Here is a 25323-nt window from a genome sequence, read left to right as displayed (position 1 = left end):
CGGAATAATATAAAATCAGGAATATTATTTGAGGTCATTGCTGATTATTATAAATGAAAAATTATCGATCTCTTTTTGTGAAATCTTTTGAAAGAGAGTTTGTGCTTGTGTATTTAGGTCGTCACTTTTAAAAATACTTTCAATCTCATTGTCATTTAGACTATCGTTTACACCGTCGGTACAGATGAGCAGAATATCTTTATATCCAAAATGGATTTTTGTTACATCAACCGGCAAATTATCATTTTCTCCATAGACCAGATATCCAATAAGCATAGAATATATATTCGAAAGATTTCGAAATTCCTCTTCTGTTATTTCTCCTTTTTTTAGCATTGCGTTTGCCTGAGTGTGATCTGTCGTCAAAAGTTTCAGTTTTTTATCTCTGATAAGATATACTCTGGAATCACCTGTATGAAAAATAGTGGCTTTGTCATGTTCTACATTTACACCTGCAAGTGTAGTAGAAGCTCCATTGAGCTTTCTTGAGTGGATACTTAGCGTTTCCAGTTCCTCCTGAATGTCTCTGATAACTTTGATTATAGAGTTTTTGAAAAACTTTTCCATCAAAAGATTTAAAACTTTACAACTTGCAAACTCAGAGTATCGATGTGCGCTGACACCGTCGGCTACAGCAAACAGTAAAGAGCTTTTGTCAAAACTTTTGAATGCCACACCTGGTAAAGAAGTATTGCAAATGATTTTTTCGTGAAGCAGTATAGCGTCCTGGTTTTTGGAAAACTTTTTTGAACCGATATTGGTTGTATAGTATGCGTTAATATACATCTGTTTTTCATATCATATTTGTCATAGAAAATCGATTACAAAAAGCTTCAAAAAATTGAAGCTTTTTGATATTCGTAAAAGTTATATACTATTTGTAAATCATGATCGCAACACCGAATGCGGCGTCTTTGTCATTCTTTGTAGTGGCGATTTCTTGATAATGTTCCTTGACCCTAAATCCTTTTTCCTCAGCTTCTTCTTTGATCGCATTTATGAGATTTTCATTTATGCGTTCTTCGACTCTACTTTTTGCATCTCCGCTTTCAAGGTGCCTGTCCACATAAAAAGCAGTCAAGCCAAACTCAATATCCGACTCATTTTCCAAGACTGTATAAAGTCTTTTCAGGTCTTCATCGATATGTTTTTTGGAATAAACCGCATTTTTGACTTCAATAATTCCACGTGGCGTTCCTTTGCCCCACCAAAAAACGATATCGCTTCTTCCGTTTGCTCTCGCCTGGTCTGATATTCCGCCTTTTATCGTAGCATCTGCATTTTTAAGTGTGGCTCTTACATTATCCTCAAGTGTTATGAATTTTGCATCTTTTTCAATTTTCCACAACTCTTTTGCTATATTGACAGTCAAAAGATACTCGGGTGCGTTCCATAGCCATTCGTCACTGCTCCATTCCAGATATTCCTCATACGAGTTTTTAATACCCTGCGTACATGCTTTTAAGATCTCCTCTTTGCCAATTCTACTCATTTCCTCTCCTTTCCAATAATTTTTGTGTAATATTGCATATTAGCTCATAATTTTTTAATTTTTCTTTATATTTCTCATCAATTGACTCAACACCATAATATCCACCGGCGGCCATTGCGCATATCGCTCCTATAGTGTCGCTGTCTTTTCCCAAATTCACTGCGCACAATACCGCTTCTTTGAAACTTTCAGTATGATAAAAAGCCCATAGCGAAGCCTCCAGAGAGTGAACAACATAACCCGAAGACTCAATCTCTTCTCGGTCCTTGGATTTATAACTTCCTTTTATTACGTCAACTATTTTTTCATCGAATTTATAAGAGTTTAAAACTTTTTCTACTAAAAATTCTCCAAACTCTTCACTCAAAACATCTTTTTTGCTCATGCCACTCAATATTCCCACCAAGATTCCGCTATAAACCATGCAGGCGTCTGCGCATATTTTGAGTGCATGAGTTGTGTATGAAGTTTTACCGGCTATTTGCATAGCTTTTTTTAAATTGTCTCTATAAAAAATTGCCACTGGCGCAATTCTCATCAAAGAGCCATTTCCTGCATTTTTTCTATTTTTATTACGATATACAGGCTGTTTTGTCTTCATATATTTTAAGAGTGCAGAATAGGTGTTTTTCCCACAGCCCACAGCCTGACCGCTGCTACTCATAAATCCTTCATTTAACCATTTTATATAATTTTCCAATTGATGTTTTAGGTCACAACCCCTCTTTTTTATCAAACTATCTGCCAGACAGAGCGTCATTGCAGTATCATCCGTATAATATCCGGCAGGTAGATTAAATTTTCCGCCTGCTCTATAATCATCTACTGGCGAAAACGCACCACTTTCCAAAAACTCGACCGGAGCGCCGAGAGCATCTCCGATACCTATACCCAACATCATTCCCAGAGCTCTTGATTGAATATCCATAAAATACCTTTGACTTTCAATCCCAACTCATGACTTTTCTAAAAAGAGTAGGGTCTAAATATCTGTCTTTCATAATGTCTAAATATAATTCATTGTATCTGGGATTTGTTACAGGCGTCATCGGGATATCAAATCTCTCGCCGACAATTTCATCAACTTTTTTGAAAAACTCTTCATCTGTTCCTTCATTTGGATCGATTTCATCGAGAGCTATTAATTTGTCGATTATCTCATCTACTGACAATTCGCCATCGTTTCCATAAGGCATATAGTATCTTTCAACTATCGTCATTTTGTCAGAATTTCTTGCATTGATAACCGGTTCTAACTGTTTACGATACTTTTTTCTTAACTCTTCTCTTTCTTTTTCAGTAAATTTTTTCATACTCTCTCCTCTCTTTTTCTAAAATGATAACAACTTGGTTGGACATATTGTGTCTGGTTTTGTCAAAAAATTTCTATTTTCAATAGATCAAAATAGTCTATATCTTTGAATTGTAAATTTTTGAGTCTAAAATATTTTCCTAAATACTCCTCTATCGGTCCAAATCCATTAGCTTGGAATGTTGATTCAATAATGGATAAAAAATCTATAGGATAATACCTTTTATAACTCCATAGCGTAATATGTATTTTGTTTTGTGATTTGTAATAAGAAAAATCATCGATATATGACTTATTGCAAAGATCTATCAAACTGTTATTTACAACTATCAGTACATATTCGTAAAATGAGTCTTCAATGTCAAAAAACTGCATACTGTAATCGATAGCTTTTTTAGCAAATCTACTTTTTGGTTTAACAGATTGTTTGCAAGGTTTTTCGTTAGATAAAAGAGGGATATTCGTTTTTTGCGATATTCGTTTAAAATAAGGGCTTTTTCTCTCTTCTTTATAAAGAGCAAACAGAACTTTTTTTGTCTGTTTTGATATTTTGACGTTGTGTTTTAAAAGTTCAATAGTTGTATCAAAGGACCTTGATTTTAGCGCAAGTTGCAAAGCATTATCCAAAGTTTTATTGTCCAACGATAAAATGTTTCTTGTTATGTATCTCAATACTTCCGTATTGTTATATTGCGCGGCTTTGTCAAGATAATATATCCTATCTATATGAGGATCTTTAAAGTTATGGATAAGGTGAAAATCATTTATATTTTTATTTGATATGATATATGTCCCGATCTCTTTAAAAAACCTGTTTAAGGGTATCAAATCCCCCTTGGCGTCTGTTGAATATTTTTTTTGAAGTCTGACTCTAAGTTCAATCTCTTTTTTGACTTTTTCACTGAAAGGCAGATCTAAAAGTTTGTCCAAAATCTCATAGTCGATAATTTTTTGTTTGTCGTTATTGTTAAAAATTTTGATACCAAAAACTGATGAAAAATATGCATACATTAAAACAAAAAACTTTATTTTTATGAAATCTCTTCTATCCAGTAAACTTGAACTATTTTCCATAAATATGCCTTTTTGAAGAGATATAAAAATATATCGTTCAAAAAGGACATATTGTGTCTGGTTAAAGGAGAAATTTAAGGGAGCAGTTTTAAGTAGTTTTCTACATCTTCTTTTATTTTTTTTGCTATTGAGTCCGGTTCTAAAACTATTATATGCGGAATCCAGGATTTTATGAGAGGGATTATTTCCATTTCGTGGGTTATTTTAAAAGAGATTTCTATACTTCCTTCGTTGTCTTTGCCGATAATTTTTTGATTTTTACTTATCGGCAATCTCTGAAAGTATTTTGCAGCTATCGGATCTAAAAACAATCTTATTTCAAACGGTTCTCTGTCTATCTGAAACCAGACATTTATGGCACTATCGAGTTTATCGATTACATTTTTATCTGCAGCAAAAGTTTCATCTTTTATCTCTATATTTTTTATAGATTTTAAATGGAACTTTTTCAACAATCCATTTTCGTTATCTACTGCTATTAGGTACCAATATCCCTCGAAATTAGCTATTTTTAACGGATGCAATATATACTCCGTTTTTTTGGTATCGCTGTATCTGCATCCAATTTTGTTTTTATTTTTTATTGCTTTTTCTAATTTTAAAACATAATCCATCTTATCCGAAATATCTTCCATTAAAATTTTGGTAAATACCGGATTTTCATTAAAGTTTTTGAGCTTTTTTAGCAAATAATGAGCTTTTGAGTAAAACTCACTCCCCATATCTTCTGCCATTTTCTCAAGTGTATCTATAACAAACTGCTCTTTGTCATCCAAAGTTATATCTCTTTTTAGTCTAACTCCTCTGCCAATACGTTCCAATTCAACCAAATTTGATAAATAGTCGTTTATGTATCTTTGTGCCGTTCTATTGTCTATCTGGAACTCTTCAGCGATATTTTTCGTTTGTAGAGTTTCGCCGTCTTGCAACTTTTTTAAAATTTTTATCAATCTTGTCAAAGTGGTATTGTAATCTTTGGCTTTTGACGATCTTTTCATAACAATCCTTCTTCTGTTTTATAAAATCTTATTGAATTTTCATTTAAATTAAATTAACTCTTCATTTCCATTCTTTGTAACATGGAAAAGCAGATGTGGCATTTTATTGCTTTTTTCTACCATACATAGTAAACAAATATGATATTGATAGATATGGAAAAATGAAAAGATAGAGAGATTGAACAAAATAAAATTAATGAATATTTTTGTTTGTAATTTCATCTGAAAAAAACAATATTAAGTTTTATATCGATATAATTTTCTATAATAATGAAAACAAGGCAAGATAATCAAATAAAATATATATTCGGGAATTGCTTTTAGACCCTGGTATATGCTTAAGGAGTTACCGTGTCAGAAAACAGGATAGATTCGTTTCCGCCGGAAGTTATAGATAAACTACAATATTACGTTTATAGATTAATTGATCCAAGAAACGGTGAAACATTTTATATAGGTAAAGGAAAGGGAAATCGTGTTTTTTCTCATATTCGAGGAGATATTGAAGGCGACTCTTTAACAGAAAAAATGGCGAGAATAAGAGAAATTAAGTTAGCCGGCTTTGAAGTTGCTCATGTCATACATCGACACGGATTAACTGAGAGTGTTGCTTTTGAAGTAGAAGCTGCACTTATTGACGCCTATCCTGGTATTACTAATATTATGGATGGTCATGGCAACAATGAATTTGGTGTCATGCATTCAAGTGAAATAATTAAGAAATATTGTGCTGAAGTCGCTGAATTTCAACATAAAGCGTTGCTTATTAATATAAATAGAAGTGCTTTAGATTCTTCGTTATATGAAGCAACCAGATATGCTTGGCGTCTTAACAAAAGCAAGGCTGAAAAAGCAGAAGTAATTCTTCCTGTAATGCAAGGGTTGATTGTTGGCGCTTTTGTCGCTGAAAAGTGGTTAGAAGCTACAGCAGAGAATTTTCCAGGTCGGGAGACAGTTGAAGGTCGATATGGTTTTTATGGGTCTGAGGCACCTTTGGATATTCAAAAGTTGTATAAAGGAAAAAGAATCCCTGACGAATTTAGGAAAAAAGGAGCATCAAATCCTATTAAATATACTTGGTAAGAATTAAATGTATTAATTTCTTTTGCAGTTGGTCGTTTCTTTTATACTCTGTGCCGGCAACTTAAGGTTGACTTCATTAGTCCAAACAATACAGAATTTTCTGTATGACATATCCTCAGAACTCCAATTAACGTCAAAAACTTTCTTCAATCCAATACTCAAACAGGGGATCTTGCAGATAATAAGTCTCTTTTTTGTCTATTACATCTTTTTGTATCAGATTTTTAATGGCGGTTTGAAGGGATGAGGCTTTGATTTCATATTTTGCGAGAAGCTCTTCATCGTATATATTTTTACCGCCGGTTTCTACAACTATTTTTATCGCCTTTTTCTGGTTTAGTGTCAGATTGTCCCATTCTGTCAAAAATATCTCTTTTTCTCTGTTAAGCAGCATTCTTTTGGACTTTTCAAAAATTTCATCATCTACGTTTTTTTCCGTCAGGTTCCATAACTCATAGGCAAACTGCTGAGTATAGTATGGAAATCCTTTTGTAATATCCAAAATCTTTTTTATATACACTTTTTGGATCTGTTTTTCTGTTTCAATAAATTTTGAAAAGATAAAATCTTCCCATTCTTCGCTTTTTATCTCTCCTATGCTGAAATGTTTGACAGATTTATAAAAGGGTCGGTTTTTGTTTTTGAACATTTGATCAAGTATAGATTTTTTCGAGCCCAGAAACACATAAGAGAGCTTATTGGTATGATGCTGTATCACGCTTCTTAATTTTGCTTCTATACCTATATTCTCAATTTCCTGGAACTCGTCAAAAACTATGCACAGTTTCTGTTTTTCAGAATATTTCAGCGGAATATTTAAAACTTCCTCCAAAACATCCATAGTATCTTTCTTGAAAAATTCCAGCGAAAATTTTGTATGGCCATATTCGTCAAATACGATTTTGATATTGGGCCTTATTTTTAGAACCTGCTTGAAAAATCTCACGATTTTATCTGAAGATGTTTCGAAAGAGTTTGCAATCGCATTAAAATATATGTTGATAAACTCCTCTTTGGAAGTAATACTCATAAGATCCACAAAAATATATTTAAAATCCCTGCTATCACTCTCCAGCTCTTTTAAAGTTTTTAGTATCAAAGATGTTTTTCCGAATCTTCTTGGAGCATATATCAGTATATTTTGACCATTAATGATATCCTGTTTTAACTCTTTTATTTCATCGGATCTGTTGCAAAAAAAGATATCACTTACAACACCGCCATAATAGAATGGATTGTTCAAGCAGAGCTCCTTTTACGTTTTTTACATAACAATTATAGCATAAAGTATTTTATGTATTTAACATAAAAAACTATAATGATAGTTTTACCAGTTTTTATTCACTATACCGAGTAAATTTAGCATAATTGTTTAGATTGAACCGAGAGAAATTATGTAAAATAGAATTATCTTTTATTTGGTAAAAACAGTTTATACCCAGTTTTCAATTTTTAGATTGTCAATCCTGCTAAACTCTTTAGTGTTGTTTGTCACAAGCACCATTCCTTGGGATTTTGCACTTGCTGCAATCAACATATCAAGCCCACCTATGATTAGTCCTTTTTTTTCTAATGAGGCTCTTATTTTCCCATATTCAACGGCGGCGTTTTCGTCAAATTCGATAATATCAAAAGGATAAAGGAAATCCTCAAGAGCTTTTAGATTTTTTTCCGTATATTTACTTTTATAAGCTCCATAATAGAGTTCAGACACAGTTATACATGAAATTGCCAAATCTCCTATATTAAAATCTTTGAATTTTTTCAAAACAGTTGTCGGTCTGTTTTTTATAATATAGATACAGATATTGGTATCTAACATTCTCTTTTTCAAAATAGTTCCTCTCTTTTTTGCTCAGGTTGTGTTCTTTCTTTTAGAAAATCCTCGCTAAATTCATCAAGGCTTCTAATCATAACATCCCAAATATCTTTTGTTTTTGGAATGAGCAATATGCCTTTTTTATATTTTTTTACAAACACTTCATTTTGATTTTCAAACCTGAACTCTTTTGGAAGTCTGACCGCTTGGCTTTGTCCGTTTTTAAAAAGTTTTGCTGTTGCTGTCATGAGAACTCCTTTATAATATATATCATATAGTATATACTATATGATGTTGAGTGTCAAGTTCGAAAATTCACTTCATATCCACTCTCTTTTTAATAAGTTCATTTTCCATGTATATGTGTCTTGTAATATCCATGAATTTAATAAAAAAATGGCTGAATGGCTTATCGTTTACAATACTATTATTCTTTTAGAACTTTTCTGAAAATTTCGCTATTATTTCTTATGAATAGACTTTTTCTTTTATGTTCTCTTACATGGAGAAGTCTATCTTAAAATTAAGAACTTGAGTGTAAACTATATTCAGATTTATAAATTAAAGTTTCCAAATATTTTATATATTTTTCTTATGTAAGTTTGAGAAATTTTATAATCATCAAATTTATTCCATTGAAGAAAGTAATCTTTTCCAATAGATTTACTTTTCCATCCTTTTAATGGAGTAGTTTTAAGAAGTTCAAAATTTTTTGTAGATTCAATAAAAATAGTTATTAAAGAATCCTTATTATCTGGTATTGCTTTCCAGTATTCTCCTTTGTGGTTAAATATAAATTCAATATTTTCACCTCTAATATCATCTTTAATATTTATCTTCGTTTCAATAAAATTATTTAATTTTTTAAAATCAAATTCTGATAATGGAGTTTCTGTATTAATTTGCGTAACAATCATACCTACATTGTCTTCAAACTCAAAAAGAATAGCAGGTAATTCTTCAATATAAAAAACATTTCCTTGTTTTCTTATGTCCTCAGCACTTTTTTGAGCTTCTTCTAAAGATTTGTATAATGACATGTCAGGTATAAAGTGTCTTGTCCAAGTACCATACCAAGCATTTCTTCCTCTATGCAAAAAATAAAGTTTTATTAATTTTACAGATTGGAGTTGTCTTTTTTCAAAAGGAATAAAATCATAATTTAGTTTGTCATTCCCATTATTTCTAAACATATCATTAATTAGTAAAGATTCCAATTTTATATCTAATACTTTACTGCTTGTTATACATAACATATTTTATCCCGTATTAATTGTTTTCTATTATTTCACCAGTATCAATATTAAAATATCCCCAATTTGATTCACCAGGAATTGGCTCTATATTTTCTATTGGAACACTAAAAATAATATTTCTTTCTCTTGGATTAGTGTGATCAGGATATTTTCCTCTGTACATTACACCATGTCTTGTATAAGCTATGTCACTAATTTGAAAAATTTCATTACTCATTTTTATATTCAATCCTTTGGAACCCGGAAGTAAAATTTTTATGAGACTATCATCATTAATAGATATTTCTTCATCAAATTCTGAAAAATTTAAAGGCTTAATTTCACTATCTGTTATTTTTAAATAAAAATAATTTAAAAATTTTTCTATTTTCGGGTAATAGTTTTCGGATTTTTGCTCATTATAAAGATAAATAGCATAATTAGCTATATTTTCAATATTTTCTTGTTGTATAAATTTACTGGAGAGGCGTAAACTGCCATATGTTTGATCATAAATACTTAAAAATTTATCATTTTCAGTAATAAAATCTTTATTGACTCTTGATTTATCTATTCCAAAATCTATATCACGACTTTCAAAAGGAACAGTAATTTTAAATGCTTCATATAACAATAAATTCAAATAATGTAACTCCTTATTATTAAATTTATTAAAATTTTTATTAATTATAATTATTCCGGTAGTAAAATAATTTCTTGCAAAATATTTTTTCTTATAATATAGACTATTTTTACCTTTTAATGGATAATCAAATTCTAATTTATTTGGCCCACGCTTCTCATTAAAACCACTTATTAGTTCGCTTATTTGTAAAACTGTTTCTATTATATAAATGTCATCAATTTTAACAGCATTCAATATGCTTTCATTTGAAAAATTTGGTCTAATAATAGGATCAAACATTATTGGTTGAGTTGTATAATATTTCTCTTTTCTTACTTCTACTATTTTTTTATTATGATCAATATTATAAACTCTATAAGGCTTTTTGTAATAATAATAAACTGCTCCTGGATATGCTTCTCTCATAATTTGCGAATAGGATAATGTTCCTAAATATTTTATATTTGGACCAGATTTATAAACTACTTTATATTGAATATCAATATCTCTTAGAGGAAAAAAATGATTAGGGTCATCACCACATTGAGATTTCATCATTTGAAATTCAGTTGATATTTCACCTGTTATCTCTTTTTTACAAAACTCTATAAATGATTGAGGAAAATCTATTTTAGTTTCATAAACTTTTTTTTCACATTTTATTGACTGACAAACTTGATCATGTTCACCATTTTCCCTTGCTAAACATAATACATGAATATATTGAATTCTATGATTTTCTAAATATAAAGCACTCTCTTGTAATGGAATTTCGAAAAAATTTATTTTATTAGAGAAAACTGCATTGCTGATAGGGGAACCATCATTAATAACTATGATTGTACCTTTTTTTTGTCTACCTACTCTTCCTATTCTTTGATATAAACTCGTTGCAGAGTTTGGGATACCAACTAATATCACAATATCTAAATAAGGTACATCTATACCTGCTTCCAAAGCACTTGTACTTACAATACCTCTTAAAATACCATTATTAAGTTTTTCTTGAATGATATTTCTATCCTCTTCTTCATAACCAGATCTATAAGGACAAACTGAGTTGTCTTTTTCAATCATTTCTTCTAACGCTTCATTGGTATTTTCTTCTTCAGCCTTTTTTTCTAATAGTGTTCTAGAACTTATTGTTGCAATATATTCTGTTTGTTTTCTACTATCAACAAATGTAATAAAGTTTTTATCGGTTTCTTTTATGATATAGGTAAATACTTCACTCAATGCACTCAATAAGTCCTTGGTTGGAGATTTTTCAACTAACAATATTTCTTTTTCGTATTCTGGTGATGTATCAAATTTTTCATTTATTATTTCAAAATCTATTCCACATAATGTTTTTAAATGTTGTTTGGGATCTTTTACCGTTGCTGAAGCAGCAATATATTGAGGTGTTATATTTTTTAAAAGATATACTATATGATTTATTCTTCGAAAAACATAAGCACTATTACTACCAAACACTCCTGAATATAGATGAGCTTCATCAATAATGATTAAATCGAGATTTTCAAAAAATTTAATGATATTTTTATCTGCTAAATTATCCAATAACCATGCATGAATTACATCTGGAGTAAAAATTATAATATCTGAGTTTTTTAATATTTTAATTCGTTCAGACATATCAACCGAACCATCTATACGACCAACTTTTAAATTCTTATTGATTTTTAAAAATTTCTCATATTGCTCATGAGAAAGAGCTTTTAAAGGATAAATAGCCATAACCTTACTATTAAAATTTTTGTTAATTGTTTCAAGAGAACAAACTTGAAATATTAAAGATTTACCCGAAGCAGTAGAGGTAGTTACGCATATATTTTGATTTTTTTTAAATAATTCAATAGCTTTCTTTTGATGACCATATATTCCTTTAGAAAAATTTTTATTTAAATATTGCTTTGTTTCATTACTAAGATTTAAGTCATCTATACTAAAAAATCTTCCTTCCTTAGGTTCTTTAACTAATTTTCTAACGATTTTCCAATCGTCATTTAAATAAAAAAACTTTTCCATAACATCGTTCCAACAATCTTAATTTTAAAATATTTTAATTAAAATAAAATTATAGTAATATTAATTTATTAAAATTTAAAAAACAATGCTTTAATAAAGCCCCATAATCCCCATCAGATAAATAATAAAAAGCAGAAAATATAACTCTCTGGATGATAAACTAAGGACCATTTAATCGAACTGATTTCTTTGTCGTTACGCTCGAACACAAACATAATTATTAAATTTCTTCTTGACTATAACTTTCTTATATCTATAACCACAATATCTCGCTTCTATTTTCTACTCTTTGATAGAATTGAAAATCTGTATGTAAATTATGTAAATATGGCATAAGTCTATTGTAAGTAAACAAAATCATAGTTTTTCCAAGTCATAATATACAAAATGCTACACTATAGCAAATAGGGGCAGATAAAATAACTTGGCCTTGTCTACGGTAAAAGTAAAAAAATTTATTTGTTGGAAAAAAGTTTATACATTTTCTAAAAGAAAGGTGAGATATGAAAACAAAAGTATTTTTTATGGCAATACTCTTAAGCGCATTCTTGTTTGCAAATGATAAGGTTATTAACTATGATTGTAGATTTTCAAAATATGCAACTGAAGATGGTTTACATAAGGCAGAAAACTTTTATCTAAAATTTAAAGTTGACATTCAGACTGGAAAGTCCTATCAGGAGGGGAATAATGGTCTAAGCGATGTAATATTAGTATACAATGAAATAGAAAAGAGTGTCACATTTATAGAAGTTACAAGCTGGAAAAATGTAATGACTACTACAATTATTGCTAATGGTAAAGCCGTTCATAGTAGACATACTGCTATGCTTGGAAAAATTGTTCCATCACAATACTATGGAGAATGTATAATAAAATAAATGAAACCCTACATATCTTCCAGTTTTTCTAATATATTGTAGACATCTATCCCGAAGATTTTTCTATTTTTGTATTTTTTTAGAAGGTCATTTTTTGCATTTATGAGATTTTTGGGTTTTATGCCGTTGTTTATGGAGGATACGGCTTCAATGTAAGCTCCAAGATGGTCGGCCACTTTTATCAAAGAGCCGTCTATGGGATCGAACAGGTCTTTGTTGTAGGTTTTTATCATCTCTTCTTCGTCTTTTATCTTTTTGACTTTGCCATCTATCATAACTCTATTTGAGAATTCGTCTGCTATGAAGTATCTCATTTCGTCTCTGAGATAGGGCGGCAGAAGAGGAAGGAGTTTTTCTTCTATAAGGTTTTGTTCATACTCTTTTAGTATCTCGTCAAGCCCTTTGACTCCATATTTTACGGGACTTATGATATCTCTTGTAAGAGCTTCGGGGAGGTCGTGGAATAGGGCGGTAAAAAAGTTGTTGTAGATTTTTCTGTCGCATGCTCCGTATTCGATACTGAAAAAGTAGGTGATGACCGCTACGAAAAACATATGTCCCAAAACGGATGTCTGAGGAATTCTGGGAGTTTTTGCCCATCTTTTCTGAAATCTAAGCATGGCGCAGATTTCCAGGAAATTTTTACTCTTTATGCCAAGCTCCAGGCGTCTGACACCTGTAAGGTCGAGATGGTCTTCTACTTCGGACTCTATCTTTTCTCTTATCTCTTCGACTCCTGCAGCTTTGGGATAGAAGTGGTATATGATGCCAAATTCCCACCTGCTCGCCAGATAGTGTGCAGCATCTATGATCCTTCTTTCTATGAGAGAACTGTCAGTTGAGAGGTAATCTTCGAACTTTTGCTGCAGTTTTTGGTCAAGAAGGGGAAAAAGTGTCTCTTTTGCGTATTTTCCTATCTCCTCTTTTTTGTGTTTGAGCAGAAAGTGGAAAACAGGCGGCTTGAGATCCGTCACTACCGCTCTGTACATGAACTCAGATATAGCGAAGTCCACAAGTTTTACCCAGTCTATTTCTGTACCGTTTTCCGTCTCTTCTATGCGTGCGAGCAGCCAGGCGATTATCATTTTATGCGACTGTTTATCCAGTTCTACAAAATCGACCGGCCTTATCTGGTCGTTCCATCTGTCTATGCTCGCTGTGGAAAAGAGAAGGTTTATAAGTCTGGAATTTAGCATATTCGGTCCTGTTTTTTTGCTATTTTAGCATATAGTATGCGATTTGCTATAATATTTCAAGAGCATGGAAAGAGGGGTCTGGCATGGAGAGTATCGTAAAAGCAGCCGAAGAGATAAAAAGAGCCGAATATCTGCTCATCACTGCCGGCGCGGGTATGGGAGTGGACAGCGGACTGCCCGATTTCAGAGGCAAAGAGGGGTTTTGGCGGGCATACCCGCCGATAGCGAGACTCGGTGTCTCTTTTGAAGAGATGGCAAATCCCACCTGGTTTTTCGATGATCCTCATCTTGCATGGGCTTTTTACGGACACAGACTAAATCTTTACAGAAAAACTGAACCGCATGAAGGTTTTTACAAACTCCTAAGTATTGCAAAAAGCAAAAAGGACTATTTCGTATTTACCTCCAATGTGGACGGACAGTTTCAAAAGGCAGGTTTTGACAGATACAAAATAGAAGAGTGTCACGGATCGATTCACCATCTGCAGTGTATACATCCCTGCTGCGATAATATCTGGAGTGCTGAAGATGTTGAAGTAAGGATCGATGAAGAGAAATTCAGGGCCCTTGATCCGCTTCCCTACTGCAGATACTGCGGTGATGTGGCGAGGCCAAATATACTGATGTTCGGTGACTGGAACTGGGTATCGGACAGAACCGATATGCAGGCGGAGAGGTTCAACGAATTTTTGCAAAAAGTGAAATCTTTGGTGATAATAGAGATTGGTGCCGGAACTGCCGTAGCAACAGTGAGGATGCTGAGCGAGAGAGTATCTAAAATGTACAGTGCGCCATTGATCAGGATAAATCCAAGAGATTATGAGGGGCCGGAAGAGACTATAAGCATAAAAGAGGGAGCGAAGTCGGCGATTTCGAAAATCTATGAACTTTTATAATATCCTTTTTTCACTGACTAGTGTTTTACTTTTTCTTGTTGCAGATTATCTGATATTTGGAACTATATTTCAAAAAGAGATATTTTTACTCTTTTTGCTAATTTTATGTGCCAGTTATATGCATAGATATTCACTTTTTGTTTTTTTGATAACCATTTTTCTTTTCTCGTTTGTCGGATATCTCTTCTATTCTTACTATGGCAGGAGTATAACTATAAACGATATTGTGCTTTTCACAAGGCATACTACAGAGACATTCGATACTTTTTTCGACAGAAGAGCTGTTTTTTTAAAAGCGTTTGTTGTAAGCGGGTTGTTTTTTGCGGCTATGATTTTCGCTTTTGCGACACTAGGCAAAAAACTCAAGAAACATCGTATGGGAAAGCTAGCTCTTATCTCCGTTATTTTTATAATTCTTGGGGGAAATTTTAAAAATTACTCGGTTTTTCTTTTGGCTTCGAGTTTGAAAGATTACGCGCTGATAGAAAAAGAAGCTCCGTATCAGACAAATTTTTTTTCAGATATAGAAGCACTCAAAGAGGGAGAAGCCAATATCATTCTTGTTATAGGTGAGAGTTTAAGATATTCAAAGATGAGACTTTTTGGTTATGAAAAAGACACAACCCCCGGCCTTGACAGACTGAAAAATAAAGAAAATTTTATCTATAAACCTTGTATATCGTATGCAACAAGTACCGATGTGAGTGTTCCGCTGCTTTTAAATCCTATTGAAAATCCAAAGCAGCTGAGAAATATCAGGCTGTTTTCCCGCAATCTTTTCAGGCTTGCAAAGAAAAACGGCTACAGAACGTATTTTATCTCTTCGCAGTCACAGCGGGTAATAAAGTATATGAAAAAGTTTATCGGTATGAGATTTATAGATGTTTTCAAAACATGTGAAGATATGTCGGATGGTTGCAAATTCGGAATGATGGACGGGAAGCTTTTGGAGGAGTTTAAAAGTATGGATTTAAACAAAAAAAGCTTTGTTGTGCTGCAGATGAGCGGACAGCATTCACCATATAGATACTATCCCGAGGAGTTTGGGAGGTTTTCAGAAGATGTGCTTGGCAGATACGACAATTCAGTACTTTATACAGATTATGTAATCAGCGAGATAATAAAATATATAGAAAATTTTGCGAAAAGACCTACTGTTTTTATATTCACCTCCGACCATGGAGAAATGTTGGGAGAAAAAAGCAGATGGGGACACAACTGTTTTGAAAAGGAGGTATATTCTGTACCTTTCGTTTTTTATACTAAGAATTTGGAAGACAAAGCTCTCAAAGAGATTGAAAACGCTCATTTCATGACGCATTACAATATTTCCGAATTGATACTCTATTATCTTGGCTACTCATCCTCTTTCAGTCCGAAATTGACCGATATATATGTAAACGGTACTATGATAACGGGAGAGGACGGGTATATAAAACTTGAAAATGTTATAATCGATTAGACTTAAACCCAAAAGAGGTGGAGTTATGGCAGTGACCAATGCCGATATTGCGGCGATTTTCAATAAAGTAGCAGATTTACTTGAAATAAAAGGAGAAAATCCTTTCAAAGTCAGAGCCTACAGAAATGCGGCAAGGACTGTTGAAAATATAGGAAAGAGTCTTGCACAGCTGGTTGAAGAGGGATATGACCTGACAAAATTGCCGGGTGTAGGACACGATATATCTGAATATATAAAAGAGATAGTTACAACAGGAAGATTGAAAAAACTTGAAGAACTTGAAAAAGAGATACCTTCACATCTTGTAGAGATGCTATCCATCGAGGGGCTCGGTCCCAAAAGAATAAAAGTTTTATACGAAAATCTTCACATAGAGTCTTTGGAAGATCTAAGAAAAGCGGCAGAGAGTGGTGAGATAGAAAAACTTCCCGGATTTGGACCTAAACTCATAGAGAAAATCCTTAAAGGGATAAAGCTTGCCAAAAAAGAGGGTAAAAGGTTTAAGTGGGCAGTCGCAGAGTATTATGCCAACGAACTTGTAAAATATATAAAGAGTATAAAAGGTGTGATAAATATCGAAGTAGCAGGAAGTTTCAGAAGAAAAAAAGAGACTGTGGGGGATCTGGATATCCTGGTTACCGCCAAGGACTGGGAAGAGGTGAGTGATCACTTTATAAAATTTGATGGTATAAAAGAGGTGATTTCCAAGGGGCCAACCAGATCCACTGTGATACTGAAATCCGATATTCAGGTAGATCTGCGGTCAGTGGCCAAAGAGAGTTACGGATCTGCGCTTCATTACTTTACAGGCTCAAAAGCGCATAATATCGCAATCAGATCAATAGCGGTCAAAAAAGGTCTGAAAATAAACGAATACGGTGTCTTCAAAGGTGCAGAGAGGATAGCCGGTCTGACGGAAGAGGAGGTCTATAAGACAGTGGGACTTCCATATATAGAACCTGAGCTCAGGGAGAACAGAGGTGAGATAGAAGCCGCATATGAAAACAGACTGCCAAAACTGATAAGACTTGAGGATATCAGAGGCGATCTGCATGTTCATACTAAATACACAGACGGAAAACATACTATCGCTCAGATGGCTAAAGCGGCTAAGGATCTAGGATACGAATATATAGCGATAACAGATCATTCGAAGCATCTTACTGTTGCAAATGGTCTTGATGAGAAGAGGCTGAGAGTGCAGATGGAGGAGATCGACAGACTAAACGAAGAACTGGATGGTATAACCGTACTCAAAGGGATAGAAGTGGACATTCTTGAAGACGGCACGCTCGATCTGCCTGATTCCGTACTAAAAGAGCTGGATATTGTCGTAGCTGCCGTCCATTTCAAATTCAAGCTGAGTTCCGAAAAACAGACTGCAAGAATTTTGAAAGCCATGGACAATCCCTATGTAGATATCGTAGCGCATCCAACGGGAAGGCTCATAGGAGAAAGGGAGGCTTATGAGGTGGATATGCAGAAACTTCTCGAATCTGCAAAAGAGAGAGGCTGTGTTATGGAACTCAATGGCCAGCCGGAGAGACTTGATCTCAACGACGTATATTCAAAAATGGCCAAAGAGATGGGTGTAAAGCTTGCAATAACCACTGACGCTCACAATACCTTTTCTCTGAATTATATGAGATACGGTATAAATCAGGCCAGAAGAGGCTGGCTGGAAGCTGCCGATGTGATAAATACACTTCCTTTGAAAGAGATGAAAAAAGCGCTTAAGAGGTAGATTTTTTTCTCTCCTCTTTCATTATTTTTTTCGCTTTTTCGAAAAACTCTACAAGTCTCTCTTCTACAAGACGATTAACGCTATCTTTCGGAAATTTGCCCTCTGCATCTCTTTCTCCTGCTTCTTTGCCGGTGAGTATCTCCATGGCTTCATCTACGCTTTCAACGGCATATATGAAAAATTTGCCTTTTTTGATCGCATCTAGTACATCATCATCAAGCATAAGATGGTCTATGTTCGATTTTGGGATTATGACACCTTGCTCTTTTTCGAAACCTTTCAGTTTGCAGACCTCAAAAAAACCTTCGATTTTGTGATTTACACCGCCCACTGCCTGAACTTCACCTTTTTGGCTGATGGAGCCGGTTACGGCTATGTTCTGTTTAATGGGGAGATTTGAAAGAGATGAAAGAAGAGCGCATGTCTCGGCCAAAGATGCACTGTCTCCTTCAACGCTGCTGTATGTCTGTTCGAAAACCAGCGAAGCGGAAAGAGAGAGTGGAATGTCCGGAACATATCTGCCTTTTAGAAATCCTGCCAGAGTCATAACCCCTTTGGAGTGAATGGGGTCTCCTAGTTTGACCTCTCTTTGAATATCGACAACTTCGCCTTTTCCAAATCTCGTAACTGCCGTTATACGAACAGGCCTGCCGAAACTCGCCGTACCCAGTTCTATGACGGAAAGACCGTTTATCTGTCCTGTTTTTTCTCCTGTTGTTTTTATATGTATCGTATCTCTGCCTATCTCCTCGTAGACTCTCTCTTTGAGTCTGGCCGCTCTTTTTTTCTGACTTTTTACAGCCTCTTTTATATCTTCACTGTCGATTGTATCTGAACCTTTTTTGCGGGCTATATAGTCTGCCTCTTTGAGAAGACTTGTCAGCGGTTTTATCTCCATTGAGAGTTTTTTAGAATCCTCTGCCATTCTTGAGCTTATGTCTATCGTTTTTGCTACAGCTTTTCTGGTCAGAGGCAAAATTTTCTCCTTTTTGGCAAGAGCGGCGATTATTTTCGCATAGAGCTGGAGATTGTTTTCATCTTTATGGATAACCTCGTCAAAATCGGCTATTACCTTGAAAAGCTCTCTGAAATCCGGATCTAGATCGTATAGAAGATAGTAGAGAATCCTTTCTCCGACAAGAACGATTTTTATATTGAGTTCGATCGGTTCGGGTTCGAGTGTAAGTGTACTGATAAGGCCGATCATCTTTTCGCCCGGAACGATTTTTATCTTTTTTGCGAAAAGCGCTCTTTTTAGCGAATCCCATGCGAAATAGTTTGTGAGGATTTTTCTCGCATCTATAATGAGGTATCCTCCCAGAGCTTTATGAAGTGCTCCCGGCTTGATGAGCGTGAAGTCTGTTATCAGCATTCCCATCTGTGCTATATGCTCTATACGCCCGACTATGTTTTCGTATGTGGGATGATCTTCGTATATTACGGGTACGCCTTCATCTTCTTTGTGTCCTACGAGCAGATTCACTTCATATCTTTTGAAAGAGGGTTTAAAGATAGGAAGATAGGGTACAGGAGGATAGAGGTCTTCTTTGAAAAGAAAATCGCTCACGTTTTCTATCACATCTTTTTCCACTCTTTTGAGATATTTGCAGACCTTTTCGAAATCGGCATATTTTTCCAGTAGGGTTTCTAGCAGATTTCCAGCGGCTACGTTCGTTATCTGTTTATTCAGCTCTTTTAATTTTTCGTTTCCCTCTTTTTTCCAAATAGTGATCTGTCTTATGATCTCTTCGAGTTTGTCCTGCAAATATTCCACTTTTTTTTTCAGATCCTCTTTTATCTCTTCCGGAAGCTGCTGGAACTCTTCGGGTGTCATTATCTCGCCGTTTTCCTTGCGGGGTGCAAAAATGATACCCTGCGGAGTTCTTACCAAAGCTATACCTAGGGCTTCGGCCTCTTTGGAGAGGATTTTGTATGCCTCTTCGTTTTTCTGTCTGAATTCATCTTCGATTATCTTTCTTTTAGACTGATACTCTTCACTCTCAAAAGCTGCGGGAATGACAGTTTTGAGTGAGTCTACAAGTTTTTTCATATCTTTTTTGAACTCTTTTCCCATTCCTGGCGGAAGAAGTATCGCCCAGGGTTTGTTTGGTGTGTCGAAGTTGTTTACATAGCAGATATCTTCAGGTGTTTTCTGCTCTTTTGCTCTGCTTTTGAGTATTCTGTTGATTATCTCATGTTTCCCGAGACCTGTAGGACCCATAACATAAAGGTTATATCCGGTTCCATCGATGCCGATACCGAAATCTATCGCTTCCAGGGCTCTTTCTTGCCCGGCTACCTTTACGAGAGTCTCGACCTCCTGTGTGGTTTCAAAATCAAATATTTCAGGATCGCATCCGTGATATATATTTTCATATCCTAGTGGCTTTATATCCATGTAAAACTCCTCATTTTGTAAAAAAGCCGTAAAATAAGGCAATTAATATATTATACATGGTTTTTCTTTTCTGTTTCGAAAAAGTTGGTGAAAAATCTTAAGTTTTATTTTGTACGGATGGTATATAATCTATAATAAAAGTGAAAAAGATCAAAATAAAAAGGGTTTTAAGTGGCGATAAAGACACCCTATCTAACAGTTGACGGAATCATAAAAATCTTCGATGAAAAAGATCGTTTCAGAGGAATTGTATTGATAGAGAGGAAAAATGAGCCTCTGGGACTCGCTCTGCCCGGCGGATTTGTGGATGTAGGCGAGAGAGTGGAAGATGCTTTGAAAAGAGAGATGAAGGAAGAGACATCTCTTGAAGTGGAGATAATAAAGCTTCTGGGGGTATATTCGGATCCCCGAAGAGATCCGAGATTTCATACGGCCTCATGTGTTTTTGTATGCAGAGCGACAGGGGAACCTGTGGGAATGGATGATGCCAAAGAGGCGAAAATATATGCTCTTGAAGAGATTCCGTTTGAGAGACTAGTCTTTGATCATGCCGAAATTTTGCATGATTTTATAGAGGGGATGTGATGATTGTGAAACTGATAGCAGTTATGTTTATGAGTCTGTATACATTCGCCTGTACGGGTGATTGTATAGCCTGCCATCCCGTATTGAAAAAGTCTATCGATAAGCCCCATCACAAAGTACTCAAAAGATGTATAGAGTGCCACAAAGAGAATGCAGGACCGCAAAGAGAGTGCGGCGCTGACTGTTTTGATTGCCACGATAAAAACAAGTTAGTAAAATCCAATATTCCTGAACACAGAGCAGTAAAAAAATGTTTCAAATGCCATATCGATAAAAAAGAGTTCAGACCTTTTATGCAGGAGTCACCAACTCTTGGCGGTTTTATGGAAGAGTTCGGAAAAAGTTTAGAGTTTGAACCTCTAAAAAAATGAGGGTTAGATGCATTGCAAAAATATTGTAGTCGGTAAAAATGACGGAATTGACGGCAAAGATCTAGAAAAATTTCTGAATTTCAGTGCCGTTTTGATACAGGTTTTCGCGGCCAGTGAAGAGAGAAACTTTATAAAAAGAGTTTTGGAAGAAGTTAAAAGAGTGTTGCCCGACTCCGTAGTTATAGGTGTTTCAGCCGAAAGTTTCATCTGCGGCACTGATATCGGGGAGGGAGAAAAGATACTTTTGAGTATTTGCGGATTTGAAAATGCCTCTTTGGAAATGTTTTATGAAACAGACATCAAAGACAGTTTTGAAGTGGGCAAAAAAATAGGATCGAAAGTTTCACCAGACAGTAAGGCTTTGATAACATTTATCGATTCTAAGATAAATGGCGATGCGTATCTTGAAGGAATATACAGTGAAAACAGAGATCTGAAAATTGTGGGTGGAGCGGCTTCGACAAAGAGCTGGAAAGACAGTTTTATAATATTTGATACTTCGATACCCCAGTGCGGTGCAGTTGCAGTTTCGGTAAGCGGTGAAAGAGTAAGAGTCTGCAACAATTTCGTTTTGGGGTGGGAGCCCTTCGGCAGAAAACTTACGGTTACAAAAGCGGAGGGAAACAGACTTGATGCAGTTGAACGTGTTTCTCCGAAGAAGATATTTGAACACTATCTCGGCAAAGAGGTTGCGGATGCACTTCCAGGAATCGGTTCTGCATTCAGTTTTATTATAGAAAGAGATGGAGATTATCTGCCAAGAGGTATTATAGGTGTAAACGGAGAGTCGTTTATACTTGCAGGAAATGTAAAAAAGGGTGACAGAGTATATATCGGATACGCCAATCCACACAATATCATTCATCAAAACAGACTGGATGAAAATATTTACAATGAAATTGGATCAGCTGAGGTGATATTCAACTACTATTGCCTTGGAAGAAAGCTCTTTTTACCTGAGAAGATTGTCAGATACGAACTTGAAAAACTTGGAAGATGTGGATTACTCAGCGGTTTTTTTACTCTGGGTGAGTTCTGTTCGACTAAATCAAACTACAACTATCTCAACTTCAGCTCCTCCATACTTGCTTTGAGCGAAAAAGAGGAAAAAAGACCCTGTTTTGAAAAAGTAAATATACCAGATGTAGGGCCATTTGGTCTTATTGCACAAGGGCTCTTTCATATGATAGGGGTAAGAAGCAAAGAGCTGGAGAAACTTGCATATTTTGACTATCTGACATCTCTTCCCAACAGAGTCTATTTTGACCAAAAATTAAGTGAAGCGATAAAAAATGTTGATAAAAACGCAGAAAATATTGCCGTTATGTATATAGATCTGGACAGATTTAAAAATGTAAATGACACTATCGGGCATATTCTCGGGGACAAGATTTTAAAAAAAGTGGGCAAAAAACTCAAAAGTCTTGTACCCGAAATCGATTTTCTGGCAAGATTCGGAGGTGATGAGTTCATCGCTATGAAAGCTTTTAAAAGATCAAATATCGAAGAGGTCACCGATCTGGCAAATACTATTGTAGAGATTTTAAATGAGCAGATTCGTATCCGTAACAGGGTTTTTGTTTTGGGGTGCAGTATAGGCGTAGCTGTTTATCCTTATGACGGAGAGAATGCAGAGGAACTGATAAAAAATGCAGATACCGCAATGTATCAGGCAAAGCTGGCCGGAGGGAACAGATACGAATTTTACAGAAAAGATATGACAAAAGAGGCGATAGACAGGGTAAAAATGGATAACGATTTGAGAGTAGCCATGCAAAAAGAGGAGTTTGCCCTTTACTATCAGCCGATTTTTGATCTAAAAACCGGTAAAATTATAGCCGTGGAAGCATTGGTAAGATGGAACCATCCAAAAAGAGGGGTTTTGTTGCCGGCTTACTTTCTGGACTTTGCGGAAAAATCGGGGGTTATACACAAATTGGGTGACCTGGTTCTTAAAAATGTTTTCAATGATCTTCGTAGATTGAAAAAAAGAGGTATAAACCCTCCAAAAATTAATGTAAATATGTCTGTTAAAAACCTTACAGACGGTACTATTTTGGAAAAAATTTCAGACTATTCAAACAGATATGAAATTTCGGAGAACTCTATCACTATTGAAGTTACCGAAACATCCATCATGAAAAATATAGATAGATGTATAGACACCCTGAACGGACTTACAGAAAAGGGCATAGAGATATCTATAGATGATTTTGGCACCGGATATTCATCTTTGAGTTATTTGAAAAATCTGCCGGTAACTTCGCTGAAAATTGACAGAGTTTTCGTTTCTGAAATCCCTTACTGTAAAAATGACATAGTTATAATAGAAGCTATTTTGGCTCTTGCAGATGCTATGGGTCTAAAAGTCGTTGCGGAAGGAATAGAGACAAAAGAGCAGGAAAAATTTCTAATAGATAGCAATTGCAAAGCGGGTCAGGGATTTTTATATTGTAAACCTGTTGATTTTGATAAGTTTTCGGATATGCTGAAGAAATAATGGCGGAGCGGACGGGACTCGAACCCGCGACCTCCGGCGTGACAGGCCGGCATTCTAACCAGCTGAACTACCGCTCCGTATAAAAGTGGTGGTCGCTAGTGGACTCGAACCACTGACATCCACCTTGTAAGGGTGGCGCTCTACCAACTGAGCTAAGCGACCATCGATGGCGACCCCTAGGGGATTTGAACCCCTGTGACCACCGTGAAAGGGTGGCATCCTTGGCCACTAGATGAAGGGGTCAGTTTAGCTAAAAAAAGCGGTTACCGAAAAGCATTTCATGCTGTTCAGTAACCGCTTAAGTGGTGACCCGTGTTGGATTCGAACCAACGGCCCTCTCCTTAAAAGGGAGATGCTCTACCAGCTGAGCTAACGGGTCAAAAGAAGCGATTGCTTCGTAAATGTGGGTGAAATTATATGCAATTTTTTTTTCTTTGTCAAGACTTTTTTAGAAAAAAATCAAAACAGATCATCTTTTGCAATATCAAACAGAAGCTTAAGCGCATAAAAGGAGGCCTGATACTGTATATACTCCCTGTCACCTTCGAAATGCATAACTTTGACTATCTCTTTCGTATTGCTTTTTGCGCCGACTACTACAGTACCCACCGGTTTTGTTTTGGTTGCTCCGCCCGGACCCGCAATACCGCTTACAGCTAGGGCAAAATCGGATTCGCTGACTTTTAGCGCACCTGAAAGCATCTCTTTTACCGTCTCTTTGCTTACGGCTCCGAAATTGTTTAAAGTTTCCGGTTTTACGCCAAGCCACATACTTTTTATTTCATTTGCATACGTAACTAATGAGCCTTTGAAGATGGTAGAAGAGCCAGGAACTTTTGTAAGCAAAGATGCAAGAAGACCGCCTGTACAGCTCTCTGCAAAAGTGACTGTTTTTCTCATGAAAGAGAGTCTTTCTATAAGGTATTGAAATATGTTTTCGCTTACAATAATATTTTGGGGAAAAAGAAGTTTGGCGTTTTGTACAAAAAGGGCCAGTTCACCGTATCTGTTACTTGTAGCGCATACTCTGTTCCACTCCTTTGTAACATTTGAAATCGAAAGAGAGACTTCGTATGTATTTGCGAGGGCTGAAAGACCAGTGAGGATCTCTTCTTTTTCGAGATTGAATATCTGTAATGAGGCATGTTCTTCTTCACTTTTTAGAAGTATTTCGGGAAGTTTTTGGCACTCTTCGGCTAAAATTACGTTTATATTTCTTTTTTCAAATTCTATCAGATAGCTGTTTTCCTTGTAAATCTCACTTTTGGAAGGGATAAGCATATTCTCTTTTACTACAAGATTGTCTTCTGTCAGAGTCGAGATTATTTTACTGACCGTTGCAAATGCCGTTTTATTTGCAGCTATTAGAACATTGTCGTATTTGCTTATAATCTCTTGCAGTTCTATAAAAAGATTTTTATCATTTTCTTCTATAAAGACAATATTGTCACACTCCCCTGTTTTTTCTCTGAAACTTCTTTGTATGTAGTGGTAAAAACTGCTGTTTATCTGAAACTCTTTTCCTACTGCCAAAAGGGCGTTTTTCATAGTTTTTCTCCGCTTTAAAAAGGTTTGTTGTTGTCCCAAAAAAGTGTTATTTCGGGCTGTTTATATGATTATA

The 25323-nt window shown here is 35.0% G+C and carries 22 protein-coding genes and 4 tRNA genes; 8 read left to right on the top strand and 18 right to left on the bottom strand.

Going from position 1 to position 25323, the window contains the following annotated elements; genetic code table 11:
- Positions 1–24: 24 nt before the first annotated feature.
- The 6 genes from EPR_RS06800 to EPR_RS06775 all read right to left on the bottom strand — a co-directional run bounded on the left by EPR_RS06800 (position 25) and on the right by EPR_RS06775 (position 4876).
- Entirely contained in the window at positions 25–786 is a 762-nt protein-coding gene (locus tag EPR_RS06800) for a PP2C family protein-serine/threonine phosphatase (RefSeq protein WP_200762492.1), read from the bottom strand.
- Between the two features lie 88 nt (positions 787–874).
- A complete protein-coding gene (locus EPR_RS06795) occupies positions 875–1492 on the bottom strand; it encodes a hypothetical protein (protein WP_200762491.1) in 618 nt (205 codons plus the stop codon).
- Positions 1485–2420 carry an ADP-ribosylglycohydrolase family protein gene (locus EPR_RS06790; RefSeq protein ID WP_200762490.1) on the bottom strand — a complete coding sequence of 312 codons (936 nt, stop codon included), beginning with the start codon at positions 2418–2420 and terminating at the stop codon, positions 1485–1487. Before EPR_RS06790 ends, EPR_RS06795 begins: the two co-directional genes overlap by 8 nt.
- 16 nt (positions 2421–2436) lie before the next feature.
- Complete coding sequence (locus tag EPR_RS06785; RefSeq protein ID WP_200762489.1) at positions 2437–2805, bottom strand: hypothetical protein; 369 nt, start codon at positions 2803–2805, stop codon at positions 2437–2439.
- Between the two features lie 62 nt (positions 2806–2867).
- A complete protein-coding gene (locus tag EPR_RS06780; RefSeq protein WP_200762488.1) occupies positions 2868–3878 on the bottom strand; it encodes a hypothetical protein in 1011 nt (336 codons plus the stop codon).
- Positions 3879–3952: 74 nt separating this feature from the next.
- A complete protein-coding gene (locus EPR_RS06775; protein WP_200762487.1) occupies positions 3953–4876 on the bottom strand; it encodes a helix-turn-helix transcriptional regulator in 924 nt (307 codons plus the stop codon).
- 351 nt (positions 4877–5227) lie between these two features.
- Between EPR_RS06775 and EPR_RS06770 the strand changes: the two genes are divergently transcribed.
- A complete protein-coding gene (locus EPR_RS06770; RefSeq protein ID WP_200762486.1) occupies positions 5228–5959 on the top strand; it encodes an LEM-3-like GIY-YIG domain-containing protein in 732 nt (243 codons plus the stop codon).
- Positions 5960–6092: 133 nt separating this feature from the next.
- On the opposite strand, the gene EPR_RS06765 is transcribed toward EPR_RS06770, so the two are convergent.
- The 5 genes from EPR_RS06765 to EPR_RS06745 form a co-directional block, all read right to left on the bottom strand.
- Entirely contained in the window at positions 6093–7202 is a 1110-nt protein-coding gene (locus EPR_RS06765; protein WP_200762485.1) for an AAA family ATPase, read from the bottom strand.
- Positions 7203–7391: 189 nt separating this feature from the next.
- On the bottom strand, positions 7392–7793 hold the full coding sequence (gene vapC / locus EPR_RS06760; RefSeq protein WP_200762484.1) for a type II toxin-antitoxin system tRNA(fMet)-specific endonuclease VapC: 402 nt from the start codon (positions 7791–7793) through the stop codon (positions 7392–7394).
- Positions 7790–8026, bottom strand: a complete 237-nt coding sequence (locus EPR_RS06755) for an antitoxin (RefSeq protein ID WP_200762483.1) — start codon at positions 8024–8026, stop codon at positions 7790–7792. Before EPR_RS06755 ends, vapC begins: the two co-directional genes overlap by 4 nt.
- A gap of 306 nt (positions 8027–8332) precedes the next feature.
- A complete protein-coding gene (locus tag EPR_RS06750; RefSeq protein WP_200762482.1) occupies positions 8333–9034 on the bottom strand; it encodes a hypothetical protein in 702 nt (233 codons plus the stop codon).
- A 13-nt stretch (positions 9035–9047) separates the two neighbouring features.
- Positions 9048–11669, bottom strand: coding sequence for a DEAD/DEAH box helicase (locus tag EPR_RS06745; RefSeq protein WP_200762481.1), 2622 nt, complete (start codon positions 11667–11669; stop codon positions 9048–9050).
- Between the two features lie 503 nt (positions 11670–12172).
- Between EPR_RS06745 and EPR_RS06740 the strand changes: the two genes are divergently transcribed.
- On the top strand, positions 12173–12550 hold the full coding sequence (locus EPR_RS06740; RefSeq protein WP_200762480.1) for a hypothetical protein: 378 nt from the start codon (positions 12173–12175) through the stop codon (positions 12548–12550).
- 8 nt (positions 12551–12558) lie between these two features.
- Here the strand turns inward: EPR_RS06740 and EPR_RS06735 are convergent, their stop codons facing one another.
- The gene (locus EPR_RS06735; protein WP_200762479.1) at positions 12559–13746 is read right to left on the bottom strand and encodes a YfbR-like 5'-deoxynucleotidase; all 1188 of its coding nucleotides are present in this window, start codon (positions 13744–13746) and stop codon (positions 12559–12561) included.
- A gap of 83 nt (positions 13747–13829) precedes the next feature.
- Between EPR_RS06735 and EPR_RS06730 the strand changes: the two genes are divergently transcribed.
- The 3 genes from EPR_RS06730 to polX are packed head-to-tail and all read left to right on the top strand — an operon-like array spanning position 13830 to position 17848.
- Positions 13830–14642: an SIR2 family NAD-dependent protein deacylase gene (locus EPR_RS06730; RefSeq protein WP_200762478.1), complete on the top strand. Its 813-nt coding sequence runs from the start codon at positions 13830–13832 to the stop codon at positions 14640–14642.
- Positions 14629–16104 (top strand): phosphoethanolamine transferase, encoded by a 1476-nt coding sequence (locus EPR_RS06725; RefSeq protein ID WP_200762477.1) that lies wholly within the window; start codon positions 14629–14631, stop codon positions 16102–16104. Before EPR_RS06730 ends, EPR_RS06725 begins: the two co-directional genes overlap by 14 nt.
- Positions 16105–16129: 25 nt before the next feature.
- Positions 16130–17848 (top strand): DNA polymerase/3'-5' exonuclease PolX, encoded by a 1719-nt coding sequence (gene polX / locus EPR_RS06720; RefSeq protein WP_200762476.1) that lies wholly within the window; start codon positions 16130–16132, stop codon positions 17846–17848.
- Here the strand turns inward: polX and EPR_RS06715 are convergent.
- A complete protein-coding gene (locus EPR_RS06715) occupies positions 17838–20246 on the bottom strand; it encodes a Lon protease family protein (RefSeq protein WP_200762475.1) in 2409 nt (802 codons plus the stop codon). The two genes, polX and EPR_RS06715, sit on opposite strands and share 11 nt — an antisense overlap.
- Positions 20247–20417: 171 nt before the next feature.
- On the opposite strand from EPR_RS06715, the gene EPR_RS06710 reads away from it, so the two are divergent.
- From EPR_RS06710 to EPR_RS06700, 3 genes are read left to right on the top strand one after another with little or no spacing between them, the layout of a single operon-like run.
- Positions 20418–20831, top strand: a complete 414-nt coding sequence (locus EPR_RS06710; protein WP_200762474.1) for an NUDIX domain-containing protein — start codon at positions 20418–20420, stop codon at positions 20829–20831.
- Positions 20831–21202, top strand: a complete 372-nt coding sequence (locus tag EPR_RS06705) for a hypothetical protein (RefSeq protein ID WP_200762473.1) — start codon at positions 20831–20833, stop codon at positions 21200–21202. Before EPR_RS06710 ends, EPR_RS06705 begins: the two co-directional genes overlap by 1 nt.
- A gap of 7 nt (positions 21203–21209) precedes the next feature.
- Complete coding sequence (locus tag EPR_RS06700; RefSeq protein WP_200762472.1) at positions 21210–23702, top strand: bifunctional diguanylate cyclase/phosphodiesterase; 2493 nt, start codon at positions 21210–21212, stop codon at positions 23700–23702.
- On the opposite strand, the gene EPR_RS06695 is transcribed toward EPR_RS06700, so the two are convergent.
- The 5 genes from EPR_RS06695 to EPR_RS06675 all read right to left on the bottom strand — a co-directional run bounded on the left by EPR_RS06695 (position 23703) and on the right by EPR_RS06675 (position 25250).
- A tRNA-Asp gene (locus EPR_RS06695) sits at positions 23703–23779 on the bottom strand.
- Positions 23780–23788: 9 nt separating this feature from the next.
- Positions 23789–23864, bottom strand: a tRNA-Val gene (locus EPR_RS06690).
- A gap of 5 nt (positions 23865–23869) precedes the next feature.
- Positions 23870–23945, bottom strand: a tRNA-Glu gene (locus EPR_RS06685).
- Positions 23946–24005: 60 nt separating this feature from the next.
- Positions 24006–24081, bottom strand: a tRNA-Lys gene (locus EPR_RS06680).
- 80 nt (positions 24082–24161) lie between these two features.
- Entirely contained in the window at positions 24162–25250 is a 1089-nt protein-coding gene (locus tag EPR_RS06675) for a CinA family protein (protein WP_200762471.1), read from the bottom strand.
- Between the last annotated feature and the right edge of the window lie 73 nt (positions 25251–25323).

The sequence above is a fragment of the Nitrosophilus alvini genome (assembly GCF_015100395.1).
In the GTDB taxonomy this organism is placed as follows: domain Bacteria; phylum Campylobacterota; class Campylobacteria; order Campylobacterales; family Nitratiruptoraceae; genus Nitrosophilus; species Nitrosophilus alvini.
Note: the sequence above shows the minus strand (reverse complement) of the source record. Positions and strands in the feature narration are given on the sequence as shown.